The organism is Photobacterium swingsii (assembly GCF_024346715.1).
In the GTDB taxonomy this organism is placed as follows: Bacteria; Pseudomonadota; Gammaproteobacteria; order Enterobacterales; family Vibrionaceae; genus Photobacterium; species Photobacterium swingsii.
The window spans coordinates 1513622-1526011 of record NZ_AP024853.1; the positions used below are offsets into that span (position 1 = coordinate 1513622).

Annotated in this window: 11 protein-coding genes; 8 read left to right on the forward strand and 3 right to left on the reverse strand. The window is 41.2% G+C overall.

Annotation, left to right across the window (positions count from 1 at the left end; genetic code table 11):
- Window positions 1–222 precede the first annotated feature (222 nt).
- The 7 genes from OCU77_RS23875 (at window position 223) to OCU77_RS23905 (ending at window position 8297) form a co-directional block, all read left to right on the forward strand.
- The gene (locus tag OCU77_RS23875) at window positions 223–840 is read left to right on the forward strand and encodes a PDDEXK family nuclease (RefSeq protein ID WP_048900419.1); all 618 of its coding nucleotides are present in this window, start codon (window positions 223–225) and stop codon (window positions 838–840) included.
- Window positions 837–2771 carry a DDE-type integrase/transposase/recombinase gene (locus tag OCU77_RS23880; RefSeq protein ID WP_107302958.1) on the forward strand — a complete coding sequence of 645 codons (1935 nt, stop codon included), beginning with the start codon at window positions 837–839 and terminating at the stop codon, window positions 2769–2771. Before OCU77_RS23875 ends, OCU77_RS23880 begins: the two co-directional genes overlap by 4 nt.
- Window positions 2771–3697, forward strand: coding sequence for a TniB family NTP-binding protein (locus OCU77_RS23885; protein WP_048900422.1), 927 nt, complete (start codon window positions 2771–2773; stop codon window positions 3695–3697). The genes OCU77_RS23880 and OCU77_RS23885 overlap by 1 nt, the downstream gene beginning before the upstream one ends.
- Window positions 3694–5427, forward strand: a complete 1734-nt coding sequence (locus tag OCU77_RS23890; RefSeq protein ID WP_107302957.1) for a TniQ family protein — start codon at window positions 3694–3696, stop codon at window positions 5425–5427. The genes OCU77_RS23885 and OCU77_RS23890 overlap by 4 nt, the downstream gene beginning before the upstream one ends.
- A 797-nt stretch (window positions 5428–6224) precedes the next feature.
- Complete coding sequence (locus OCU77_RS23895) at window positions 6225–7001, forward strand: hypothetical protein (protein WP_048900461.1); 777 nt, start codon at window positions 6225–6227, stop codon at window positions 6999–7001.
- A gap of 1 nt (window position 7002) precedes the next feature.
- Window positions 7003–7374 (forward strand): hypothetical protein, encoded by a 372-nt coding sequence (locus tag OCU77_RS23900; RefSeq protein ID WP_048900426.1) that lies wholly within the window; start codon window positions 7003–7005, stop codon window positions 7372–7374.
- A 470-nt stretch (window positions 7375–7844) separates the two neighbouring features.
- Entirely contained in the window at window positions 7845–8297 is a 453-nt protein-coding gene (locus OCU77_RS23905) for an HIT family protein (RefSeq protein ID WP_048900428.1), read from the forward strand.
- A 420-nt stretch (window positions 8298–8717) separates the two neighbouring features.
- Here the strand turns inward: OCU77_RS23905 and OCU77_RS23910 are convergent, their stop codons facing one another.
- Together OCU77_RS23910 and OCU77_RS23915 are read right to left on the reverse strand one after the other, a co-directional pair.
- Window positions 8718–9056: a hypothetical protein gene (locus OCU77_RS23910; protein WP_048900429.1), complete on the reverse strand. Its 339-nt coding sequence runs from the start codon at window positions 9054–9056 to the stop codon at window positions 8718–8720.
- Window positions 9057–9440: 384 nt separating this feature from the next.
- The gene (locus OCU77_RS23915) at window positions 9441–10703 is read right to left on the reverse strand and encodes a condensation domain-containing protein (RefSeq protein WP_048900430.1); all 1263 of its coding nucleotides are present in this window, start codon (window positions 10701–10703) and stop codon (window positions 9441–9443) included.
- A 289-nt stretch (window positions 10704–10992) separates the two neighbouring features.
- Here OCU77_RS23915 and OCU77_RS23920 point away from each other — a divergent pair, with 289 nt between their 5' ends.
- Window positions 10993–11328, forward strand: coding sequence for a zinc ribbon domain-containing protein YjdM (locus tag OCU77_RS23920; RefSeq protein ID WP_048900431.1), 336 nt, complete (start codon window positions 10993–10995; stop codon window positions 11326–11328).
- Between the two features lie 139 nt (window positions 11329–11467).
- Here OCU77_RS23920 and OCU77_RS23925 read toward each other — a convergent pair whose 3' ends face one another.
- Window positions 11468–12373 carry a chemotaxis protein gene (locus OCU77_RS23925; protein ID WP_048900432.1) on the reverse strand — a complete coding sequence of 302 codons (906 nt, stop codon included), beginning with the start codon at window positions 12371–12373 and terminating at the stop codon, window positions 11468–11470.
- Between the last annotated feature and the right edge of the window lie 17 nt (window positions 12374–12390).

Sequence of the window (12390 nt, forward strand, 5' to 3'; positions counted from 1 at the left end):
ATCAATTTTTTCAAAATAATTAAAATTATTTAAGTGCCTGTTTTAATGATATTTGTGTCAATATTAAAGCAATATCTCCTTGATTCACTTTAAAATATTTAGATAGAAAAAGCTTGAATTCTGTTTATGTTAGTACTAACATGACGGTAAGTGCTGATAATGCGCTTGAAATAAGCTAACTCTGCGCCTATCTTCTCTGTGTTAATACAGAGAGGACTTTTCATGTTTGAAAAAAATTATCTATCACGCCGACTTTTTCGTCATAGCCCCGTAAAAACGGTGATTTCCTACCCCAGCCTAAAGCACGCATTACCTCAGTTCTGCGAAAGCACACTTGAAAAAGAGTGGTGTCTTCAGCGCGATTTCAACTCAAAAATCGAAACGTATCAGACTCAGCCGTTTACCTTATTGATTAATGGTATTCGCTATACACCTGACGCGATTACACGTGAAGTCGATGGCACCGATTACATTGAAGAAGTTAAACCCGTCGATGAACTCAAAAAGCCGAAAGTGATTGAACGCTTAAGAAAGATTGAATGTGGGTTACGCGAAAAAGGCTTTCGATTTCGAATTCTAACTGACGAGTCAACGCGTAATCGCACCTATATCGCAAACTTATGGCTATTGAAGCGTCATCAGAGCCACCCACATACGCTCGATTGGCTGTCTGATGCCAAGAGCGAATTAGGTGCCACTTCTTCGATTGAGGAGGTGGCTACCTGGCTGACAGGTCAAGGCATCAGAGTTGGGGGGCTTTATCATGCGATTGGTTGTGAGCACATGCTATGTAATCTACGTGGCGCGATTAAACCGCAATTAGAGGTGGTATTCGCATGATGCAGGCATCTTATTCTCAGTTTTTTAGAAAAGGCATGGAGATTACGCTCGACGGTAAAGACGCGACGATTATTCACCCAACCCATGATGTTCTTTTCATTCAATTCAGTGAAACCGGTGAGTACCTTCCTCTAGATAAACATCTTGCCTCATCTAAATTTTCGAAGGGTGAGCTGGAAATAAAAGCGTTAGAAACGCTGGTGCCAGTCAAGCAGGTACTGACTTATGAAGAGCAAGAAGAAACGAACCGCAAAATCGAATATGTTAAGCACTTACTTACCTTCGATGAGCCTTTATCAAAAAAAGCGTTAAAAACCCTGCCAGCAGTAGCTGCGCGATTAGGTGATAGAAAATCCCCATCAAAATCTACGTTATCTGTCTGGAAAGAAAAGTACACTCAAGGTGGTCAGCAATTCATGTCGTTGGCACCAACCCAAAAGGGCCCCAAAAAAATACAGACAGCCGCGCACTTTGTTGATGATATTCAGCAAGCGTTAGATGAGCGGTTCTTAATCAAAACGCCAGCCCCGTTAGCCACCATTTATAAAGATCTCGTTGATACATGGAAAGCGAAGGGGTTCAAAGCGAAAGGGAAAGGGTCGTACCCTGCTGACTCAACGTTTTATAACATCAAAGATAAAATACTCTTTGATGTCGATATTGTTCTAGGTCATTTTGGAAAGTCCGCATCGAATAAAACGAAGCGAGCAGCATTACGCAAATATATAACGCATCATATTCTTGAGCGAGTTGAAATTGACTCTATGTATATTTCTGCGGGGTTATTGGATGAAGAGCTTCGTTACTTAGGGCCTGTGATGTTGACGGCTGCCATTGATACGCACAGTCGAGTTATCTTAGGGGTATCAATTGAAGTGGGCCGCAAGGGGGAAAGTACTGAACATGTTGTTGACTGTATTCGCAATGCTGTTTTGCCTAAGAAAGGGAATCTTGCCATCCCTGAGCAATACCAGGATGAATGGCCCATGTATGGTCAGCCATCGCAAATTATTGCGGATGCAGGGGCTGGCTATACATCAAAAAGTTTTACGTTATTGCTTGCTCTGATGAGTATCTCTCGCGATACCACGAGAGTGCGTCATCCTTGGAAAAAGCCGTTTATTGAGCGTTTCTTTGGGACTTTGCGTAAAAGCTTTTTGGAGCAGATGGATGGGTATATCTCATCAAGTCGTTATGCGAATGACTTGGAGCCAGATTCAACGCTTGAGAAGTGTGCTTCACTGACCGTCAGTCAATTTAAAGATGAGCTTTATCATTTTATTTTAAAAGACTATCACCATAAGCCACACCGTGGTTTAAACGGTGATACCCCGTTCAATGTATGGGAAAAGGGGGCATATTTCACGGATGTGTCACCTCCACTTGAAGCGTATAAAATCCGCATGGCGTACCCGCGTGTTAAAGTTGCCACACTCGACCCGACGAAAGGGGTTAGAAACATGCACTTTTTCTATCACAGTAAGGAGTTGCAACAACTACACCGTGAACTCAAAAAGCCAAGTCAGAAGAAAAATCCCCAAATCAATATTTATGTTTCCCATAGCGACATGTCGCATGTTGTGGTGCATGACACGATTAAAGATGAGTACTTGCGTGTTCCCTGCACCAACCCACTTGTTACAGAGGGGATGTCACTGGGTGAAACGAAGTACATCAATGGCACGCTTTCGATTGAATCAGACTATCAATCAACGAATTATCAACAGCGGAGTAAGCAGCATATTGCTGAAAACCAATCACGTGTAAAAAACACAGGAAAGGGCCGTAAGAAACGTCCTGTGAACCCGCCATTAGAAGTGGATAACGCACAAGCTGAAATCGATAAATTGCTCATGATGAAGAAGGACAGTGTGAGTATCGATGCATTTGATGATGTGAATGAAAACGATTGGGATGAGGGTGAAGGTTAATGAAAAGCAGTATTTTAGGTCAGTTTCAGAACCCGACGTTGATTGATTTTAAGTCATCCTATGTTTATCACCCGCATTTCAAAAGGGTACTCAAGGCCTTCGAGAAGGCCCTTTGCTTCTCGTGCAGCGATGAGTTTGAATCTGTTGCGGTTTCGGGGGCGACAGGTGTCGGTAAAAGTACGGTATGCCGAGCATTTGAGGAAAAATTGCAAGCCATGCTACCCGCTAACTCGGATGAAAAACCCGTCATTAACATCACAGCGAAGACGTTCACAACAGCGAAAGGTTTCTATAGTTCGCTATTGTTTGAGCTTGGGGCTGTTAACTCGACCTCCGGGACGACTGAGGACATGCGAAAAAGGTTGGTAAAGCTCTTTCATGAGAAAGGAGTGATCATGATTATTTTGGATGAATTTCAAGATCTCTTCGAGTGTAAGTCAACACAGAGCGCGCTCTTAACTGCCAACTTCTACAAGGGGTTTATGAAGGAGATGAAGATCCCCGTTGTCATTTCGGGGACAGAGGTTGTGGCTGAGTTGCTGAAAATTAATCGGCAGTTTCAACGTTTGTATAATTTGTATGAACTACCTGGGTTTAATATGCGCAGTCACCAGGCTATCGAGTACTTCAGTAAGTTTGTGGCAGAGTTGATGAAAAACGCCCCTTTACCCTTGGCGTTTGAGTTTAAAGGGGTCGCTCTGAAACGGTTGTATTTAGCCACGGAGGGGAGCCTTGCATTAATCAAAAAGTTAGCAACGGAAGCGATTTATGTCGCACTAGAGAATGGCCAAGAAGAGTTAGATTTATACGCTTTTGCTCAGGCGTTTAAGCGGTACTTTATCCAGCGTCAGGAAGAGATCGGTTTAAATCCATTTGAAGAAGATCGGGTTAAGGTTAACCGCGTATTTCAAAAGGTGGCGGTATGATTTTTGGGCCTCGAAATGATCAATCGCTGTCTGTCCGTCGCAGCCCTATGGTTGGTGAAAGTATTAAAAGTTTTGTCTGGCGATTAGCCGACGTTAATGCCTGCAGTTATGGTGATATTCTGGCTTTTCTTGGTTTTAATCGTCAGAGTAAGCCTTGGTTTCTACCGGGCTCTCGTTCTGAGCAAGACATGTATTCATCATTAGGCAAGGCTTTAAACGTTTCAGAGAGTGCGTTGCTTGATGTATTGCGTCCCCCTGAACTGAAGGCGCTTTGGGCACCCAGTGTCAAAGGGACGAGTGATATGAAAGTGCGAGCCATACGTATGTGCTCGAGCTGTGTAGAGGAGACGCGATACCACCGGCAAGCATGGCAACATGCCTTGTACTGCGTCTGTCCTTTGCATCAAGAGAAGCTCATAGAAACTTGCCCTCATTGTGGTGAAGCGATAGTGATTGAGACATGTGTCGGTGGACGTTGTTTTCATTGTGCATCCGCTGTGGAGGGGTGGTCACGCCATCAAATGGCAATGCCCGATTGGCAATCTCAAGTGAATCAAGGTGCCGCCTCTTTAACTACGCTCAAGCGCTTGTTAAACATGGCAATGATAGTGATCCGCTCTGACGATCTCTTTACAACGGATATGCGCATTCGTGAAATGCGCATAACAGAAACCATGGCATTGATGGATAAAGCGTGGGGGTTACTTCACAGTGAAGCAGCAAGGCAACAATTGAGGGATAAACTCTCTTGCCGGTGGCGCCAAGAAATCGCGATTATTGGAGAGGCATTACCACTGACTCTTTACGACCAAGCCGATGCTCTCGCTTTATCGGCAAAGCAAGTAACGCCCCCATTTGATATGGACAAAAAGGTCTTTTCTGATCGAGCCAGAGCGCTTGAGATCATTAAAAGCAGTAAACATGCAGCAATGCAGTGTGAGAACGTAGAGACGCACGAGCTCATCAAGGCTTCACCGCTAAGCAAAGGTTTAGGTATCAAGCCTGGCGATTTAGAACGATTAAAACTCTCGGGTTTCTTTACCCAAGTGAACCCCACAGCGGCCAAAAGAGATGCACTCTTCAATTTGAAAGATGTTGTCGCAAAATTCTTGAACGTACCGGTAGTTAATCGCGTTACTGATGGCTTTGAACGTTATGATGGCCTGGTTCCTAAAGCCTGTCTGTTTACTGCGGGCCTCTATGAAAGTGATGTTCTCTTGGCAATGAGTGAGGGTGTTTTGCCTGCGCAAATCGTGAGTGAGGTTAAGGGGACATTTATTGACAGACTTCTTGTGCATAAAGTGACATTTCAAACGCTATATGCACAAGAGTATAAACAGCACAACATTGGCTTAATGCCGATTGGATTACTGCCAACCTATTTAGGCACGAAGAGGCTGAATGTTACTGCTTTTTTAGCGAGTGATTTTTTTAAAGGCATTGCTGGCCATGATGCTCCAAAAATCAATGAACAGATACCGACTTGTGTTTTGAAGCGAGTGGAAGATCATTACGTTATCCTGAATAAGTGGGCTTTTTTCAACGGCAGAAGTAAAACCAAATGTTTATGTGCGCTGAAGTTGGCGAAAATTGAACCTATTTTGAGGTTGAATGAAGAAGGGTGTGGGTCATTCGAGATTTACCCCAAGCACGCTGAAACCATTTTGTTAGAAAGGTTTGATGAGTTATCACCTAACTACAAGGGTAAAAAACGGCGGCGAACAAAATGACAATAAACCATCAACAGCACCTGGTCACTCAGGTGCTTTTTTTTGTCTGAAATTTGCGTCACAGGAAGACGCAATTAATAGTAATGTTGATATTAATATTGCCAGGTTTTCAACTACACTTGTGACATCTCTACAGCAGTACCAAGAGAGCCCTCTAGCTCTCTGTTCGTCTGCTCTGCCCATAATTCGGCTTATTATTGGAATTTCGCTCGAAATCCAGCTTATTACCGGAAAAACCGGCTTTTTAAACTGGAAACTGTCTTGTAAGTTGTTGATTTTGCGTTGGGCTAGTCCAGCCCAAGACTGGAAATGACAGTTTTGTTGTGGTTTCCAGTCCTGTTCTGGATTCTTTCCGGCCAAACTGGACTGGCTTTTTCATCTTATCTATTTGTTTTTAAATGACCTTCCAAAAATCGATGAATTTTCTGAAATTCCGGTTTCCAGTTTGAGTGGTTTTTAGGTGGTTTTCCTGAAGATACTGCTTACACGACGTAACACCTAAACTAAGTTCAGGAGTTTGATGTTCAATTAAGTGATGTGTATTACATTGCTTATCTTGTATGACGATATAATGCTAAACCAGCAGGTTTAAATGTGAATATTGAGCTGAAGAGATAAGACGAAATGTGTACGTATTATTTCTTAAGTTATTCATGATATACGCAAGGGTTGCGTAGAAAAGAGCTGTTAGCTGCTATGTCTGTTTAGGTAATTTGATATGAGTCGTAAATCAAAATATTAAAACACCTCTAAGGGTAAAGAGTAATTACAATAAACTTTTTATGTTAGGGATTAATATGAGTGCTTATAATTACAATGGGATAAAACCGTTGTCTCAAATGAAATTCAATATCTCAAGTGATCATTGTTTGTATGTGGTAAGCGAAAATGACATGGTCGAATTAGCTAAAACAAAGAATATTGATTATGTTGATGGGTTAAGAACAGCAAGTGGTTATGTCGCAGCTTCATTAGATTCCAATATTTTGCGTAAGCTTGTAAAAGATTTAGGCTTTACTGGACGAGCATATGAGAAAAAAGTTAACGGCAAAAAATATGTCATTTTCAAAGGTAGGCCAGGGCAGCGGAAAATATTTACTGGAACAAAATATTTAAGCAATAATGCAAAAGTTGTCGATATGATCGTAGGGCAAAAAGGAATAAAAACGTCAGCAATACAGGGGGCACGTCTTACCATTTTTCTAACTGTTCCTTTAATTGTACTTCAGCATGTCCTTAAAGATAGATTTTTATTAAATGAGTTAGTCGGAGACTTGTCTGTTTCTCTAATAAAAATCGGTATATCAAGTATCGTTGGGGCAGTGTTTGCAACAGGTACAACTGCAATTACAACAATTGCGGCTGCACCCGTAGCATTAGCCATAGTTGTTGGCTTAGCAGTTAGCTATGCGCTTGATAGGCTAGATAAAGAATATAGGATTACAGAAAGACTTGCTAAGTTACTTGAGGATAAGACGATGAAACAAGTTAAGAAAACAGCTTGGGAGGTCGAGGATAGATTGAGGTGGCAAACTGCAAATAGCCAAGCTATGGGTAAAGGAGTCTATTATTAAAATGAGGACTTTAATTTTCTTAATATCAATATTAGCATCCGCATCGTTAAGTGCAACGGTGCATGTAAATTGCATTATGATTCACGAGTCAAGTCAAACAGAAGTGATTAAAAAAGAAGTATTATTGGAAACATCTGATAAATTAAAACAGTTATATAAATTTGATGAGGTTGCAGTTGGTATTAAGCCTCATGCAGTTGTAAATATAGATGGAAATGAAAGTATATCTTCATTTAAGGTTCTTTTGAAATCAAATAATGGATTTACGGCCTCAGCCATTGCTGAAGAAGTTTTCAAACATGATAGTTCTATAACTGTTTCGTTATCAAATGAGCAGTGGTCACTTTTAACTGAGTGTTATCAAGTTCAATGATGATTAACATTACATTGTCAGTTTTTTTGCTTGTGTTGAGTTGGTTTGTTTTTAAAATTAGTATGGCTATTTATAAAGAACCAATTAAAAAAGAACATGTTATGAGCTTGAATACTAAGATTGTTTTTTGTCTTATACTTCTGGTTACTGTTGTATTGCTACTTTTCAATATTGGTGTTCTTTTAGATGATGGGCTCGTTAGTATACAGTATCGTTTTGGTGGATCTGGCTATGGTCCTTATTCTTTTTCCCTTATTAGTTTGTTAATGTCAATTGTAATTTTTATATCTTGCTTGGTCTTGAAGTTGATTAGAACGCTATACTAAATTATTTCACTCACTCTTAGCACCATACAAGGCAATCAAGGTGACGCCTTACACTCGGCGGTTTTGGTTTGAAGTGTATTTGGTTTAGTAAGTTCAGCGTTGGCGCACCTTATCAAGGCGTTATGCCTAAGGAATGATGGAGTAATGAATACCACAATACTTGAGACAGAATACTTTACTGTAAGTCAGTGCCGCGATTGTGATGTGCCGGGTTACTTAATCGTTATGTATAAAGAGAATCTAAGAGAGTTAAGTGAACTTCCTCATGAAGCTAAATGTCAGCTCGGGGTATTACTTAGTGAAGTTGAATCAAGTATTACAAAAGTGTTAGCTCCCGAAAAAGTGTACTGCTGCAAATTTGGAGAAGCGGCCAGTATTATTCATTTCCACCTTTTTCCAAGAACAGTCTTGTTAAGTAAATCGTTTTTAAGCATCTATCCAGAGCAGCTAGGTTTAATTCATGGCCCTCTGTTATTTGATTGGGCTAGAGATTACTACAAAGTGAAAGTCGGTTGTTTCTCTCCTGATACCATAGTTACTTTCAACAAAATCAAAGCTATTTTGAGTTCTGTTGGCATAACAGAGGCATCAAGGTGACACGTTACACTCGGCGGTTTTTTGAGGGAGTTTGGCGCGGTTAGTCGAGGCGCACCTTATGTGAGGTGCTGGTGGTGAGCTTATGACATCTCTACAGCAGTACCAAGAGAACCCCCTAGCTCTCTTTTCGTCTGCTCTGCCTATAATTCGGCTTATTATCGGAATTTTGCTCAGAATCCAGCTTATTATCGGAAAAACCGGCTTTTTAAACTGGAAATCGTCTTGTAAGTTATTGATTTTTTGTTGTGCTAGTCCAGCCCAAGACTGGAAATGACAGTGTGGTTTCCAGTTTGGGTGATTTTTAGATGGTTTTTGCGAGGAAAGTACAGCTAGCGCGGTTCAGCTTTAATAGCGAATTTGGAAATGCCCCATCCCTTGTTAGGGATGCCAATTTTCCGATTTCAACTTACTGAATAATTTTCAGTCTAGTCGCGTAATAAAGGTTTGCTCGTCATCCACAAAAGCTACAAAGCCGCCGTGATAGATAAACACTCGACCACGTCCTTCAACTAGGCAGGCAAGCTGAGGGTTCAAATCTTCTTCGTTATCCTTGCTTTGAAAGGTGCCGGTATCGGTGATTACGCCGCTGAGAGTAGGCAAATATCCGTAAGTGCGCTTTGCCTGATCAATCAGGTTCAACTCGCTGGCGGTAGAAAAGCAAAAGGGAATCGTACCTGCATCTTCGATAAATATAGTTTTCAGCTCTTCAAAAGCTGTAATGACCAGCCAGTCGATGCCGTTAACATGATGGATAAACATAGAGTTTCTCGCTAATTCTGATGCGGAGATTTTACCACTATCAGGGGAGAACGTAGTAGAGATTTAGCTGTTAAAGGCGGTAATTCTGTGCCATTTTCGGGTATTTACTAGGCCAACTTGAAACCCGTTTTTTGTCCAGATGTGGGTTAGGAGAACTGTGAAAAGAGTGTGATGACGGAAGCATTAAATAAGTTACAGCCTCTGTCGACGTTTACCATTTTTTTTATTGTATAGATGGCTACCGCGTTTATTCAGTGAACTTACTTAGAGAGATGCTTAACAGGTTGGAGCCATGGCTTCAAAAGAGTTTAGAGTGCTATTCGTGTTGCTCAATCACTATTTCATAGCACTCTTATTCTTTTTTATTAAGCACAGTTACGGCGCTTAACTAAGGTATTTTGCCACCAGACTTTTAAAGCTCTCTAAATCTTTCTCATTAAAAATAGAAGGAGAAACCGCAATCCCTACACCGACTTTGTGGCCATAGGGAACAAGAGTGACTATCAGACCATAATGCCCTTGCAATGGGAAATTGAAACCGCCAGCGCGAATGGTCGTCGAGCCCGAAAACTCAAGATGTTCATCCTGGTTGCGGTTGTAATGGCCAAAATTCGAGATATAGAGATTAGATTTAGAGCTGATCAACCTGAAGCCATTCATCAACTGCTCTGGTGTTGCATTGGCAAAGCTTGTTGCAAACCCAGCGTAAGATACCAATGCTCTTAGAGGATTCATTTTAAAGTCGTTGATTTGCTGCTGAAACGCTGGTGCAATATGTTCTATTTCACCTTGTTCAAGCTTGACCGGAATCGCGCTAACAAAATTCCCAAATAATTTGTCTTCATTTTGACGTACATTTGTAGTGATCGACATGGAAACACGACCTTGCAATGTGTCTGCCTTCAACTCCATAACCACCTTGGCAATAGCTGAAGAGATCAGTGTATTAAGAGTCATGTCGTCTGGTCTTTTAACTGTTGCGGTATCAATATCAAAGAAGTCAAAAATCACGGCATTATTGGTATCTTCTCGATAAAAAAGATCAACCTGATTAGCCTCTGACAAAAAGCACGCAGATAGTGAACGTTGCTGCTCTATCGCTTTATTAAAAGCGACGTTATCACTGACCTGTTGTTGTATAAACTGCTCATCAGACAGACTCAGCGTTGTATCAGATAAATCTATATTTGTGTTGTTGTATTCCGCTGCTAATTGCTCTCTAAATAGGTAACCGGATGGTGCATCACAGAATATATGGTTGATAAGAAGGCACAGTACGGATTCATTGCTGTCACGCTTGTCGAACTTTATCGCAATAAAGGGGGCAAAGTTCGCCTGCGTTACTAGTTGTTGAAAATTGTTGTTCAAAGCAACCTGAAGAGCGGCCACCGGGCACAGATCTGTATCTTCCAGTAAAAAGTTGTTTTGATAGTTAAATGGTTGATACTTATATTGATTGTCTTGATAGGCCAGTTTGGTTTGAAGTTTTGGGATGGCTTCATACACCTTTTCAAAGGCATTTTTCAAACGTTGATTGTCCAGCCGACCATCTAACTGCCAAAACTGAACAAAATATTGTGGATTATTATATTTAGCGATCTCAAATTTAACTTTATCGAGAAAGTTAACGGGTAAAACTGTCTTCATATTTTTAATTACAACATTATTATTAATTAGAGTTATTTATATACCTTAACTTTAACAATAAGGACTCACAATATTAAACAGGTCTAACTTGTTGCCCCTTCTTTGTTTTTATCGGGCTAATTGACGGTTTTGCAGTTAATATAATGTAGTCAGAAAGGACGATAGGCGAGGCTGTTGGTTATCAAGGTTTTCGATGCCACACTGTGCTAGTGAATAGCACTAGACGCCACCTAAAAAGACCTATTACCATTACCAGAAATAACCGAACCATTAAGAGAAGAAGCTTTATATGTCTTTACCGCTTTGCCCAAAATGTAATTCTGAATATGTGTACCAAGATCAAGATGATCTGATTTGTCCTGAGTGTGCTTACGAATGGAATCCTGCTGAAGTGCTTGATGAAGCACCGACAGAAAAAGATGCCAATGGCACAGTATTGCAAGAAGGCGATAAGATCACGTTAGCAAAAGATTTAAAAGTGAAAGGCAGTTCTTTAGTACTGAAAATTGGGACGAAAGGGGTAATCCGTCGTATTGTTGAAGGAAAAGATCACCAGTTAGATTGCAAGCTTGATGGGGCTGGTGAAATGATGGTAACAGCGAAGTTTGTAAAGAAAGCGTCTTAGAATCAGCAGTTAAGTAATTGGCCGCGATGAATATAAAAAGCCCGAATTTACAGTGTAATTCGGGCTTTTGCGATCTGTTATCCGTTAACTTGTTAGCGGCTTAGCGAGCTTGACTGATTTGGTGCTTGTTCGCTGAATGTTAAGCTGTTGCCGTTGCTTCTCGGCGTTTTTTAGCACCACGTAACATCGCGTGTACCAGTTCATTGGCTTCAAACTTGGTTAAGGCTTCATGCGCCCCCACTTGAAGGGCTCGCTCAACACAAATCTCGCTCGACAGCGAGGTATGCAAAATCATGTAGGTGTGCGCTAAATGCGGCGTGTTTTGTACTTCAAAAGCAAGTTCGTAGCCATCAAGCCCCGGCATTTCAATATCACTCACTAAAATATCAACAGGGTGTCCTGCTTGCGATGACTTCTGCATAATATCGAGGGCATCATTACCATTTGTGGCAACAAAATAGGGAATATTGATGCTATCGAGTGCGTTACATAGTTGTCGACGCGCTACCCCTGAATCATCAACTAATAAAATACGCATTGGTTTTAGTTTTTCGCGATCTATATCCGTTAAGGTCGGATATAAGGTGCTAGGGTCATCGGGGTTAAGGTGCGATAAAATTAACTCGACATCCAGTAACTGTACAAGGTGGTCTTCAACCTTGGTGATGCCCGTTACATAGGTATTGTTGCCTAAGGTTTCAGGTGGTGGCGCAATAGCTTGCCAATCACATGCTGTGATCTTATCAATCCCGCGCACTAAAAAACCCACAGTGGTACGGCTGCAGTCGGTAATGATGATACTACAACTGGCAAACTCATCACGGGTAATAGGACGGTAACCAATTGCTGAAGGCATGTCGATTAATGGCATTGTCATACCACGAATACAGACAGCGCCAAGTACATGTTGCTGAGAGTAGGGCATGGCAGTGAAAGAGGTAAAAGGAACAATCTCTTGTACTTTCAGTGTACCCATCGCAAACATTTGTGTTTGTGATAAACGAAAGAGAAGTAATCCCTGTGATTGACTTGCCTTGCTTTTCATTCTTTTACCTCGAATGC

Excerpts from the sequence above, each read along its gene's own strand:
- OCU77_RS23885 (WP_048900422.1), top strand. The coding sequence starts at position 2,771 with ATGAAAAGCAGTATTTTAGGTCAGTTTCAGAACCCGACGTTGATTGAT.
- OCU77_RS23890 (WP_107302957.1), top strand. The coding sequence starts at position 3,694 with ATGATTTTTGGGCCTCGAAATGATCAATCGCTGTCTGTCCGTCGCAGC.
- OCU77_RS23920 (WP_048900431.1), top strand. The coding sequence starts at position 10,993 with ATGTCTTTACCGCTTTGCCCAAAATGTAATTCTGAATATGTGTACCAA.
- OCU77_RS23910 (WP_048900429.1), bottom strand. The coding sequence starts at position 9,056 with ATGTTTATCCATCATGTTAACGGCATCGACTGGCTGGTCATTACAGCT.
- OCU77_RS23925 (WP_048900432.1), bottom strand. The coding sequence starts at position 12,373 with ATGAAAAGCAAGGCAAGTCAATCACAGGGATTACTTCTCTTTCGTTTA.
- OCU77_RS23905 (WP_048900428.1), top strand. The coding sequence starts at position 7,845 with ATGAATACCACAATACTTGAGACAGAATACTTTACTGTAAGTCAGTGC.
- OCU77_RS23895 (WP_048900461.1), top strand. The coding sequence starts at position 6,225 with ATGAGTGCTTATAATTACAATGGGATAAAACCGTTGTCTCAAATGAAA.
- OCU77_RS23900 (WP_048900426.1), top strand. The coding sequence starts at position 7,003 with ATGAGGACTTTAATTTTCTTAATATCAATATTAGCATCCGCATCGTTA.
- OCU77_RS23915 (WP_048900430.1), bottom strand. The coding sequence starts at position 10,703 with ATGAAGACAGTTTTACCCGTTAACTTTCTCGATAAAGTTAAATTTGAG.
- OCU77_RS23875 (WP_048900419.1), top strand. The coding sequence starts at position 223 with ATGTTTGAAAAAAATTATCTATCACGCCGACTTTTTCGTCATAGCCCC.
- OCU77_RS23880 (WP_107302958.1), top strand. The coding sequence starts at position 837 with ATGATGCAGGCATCTTATTCTCAGTTTTTTAGAAAAGGCATGGAGATT.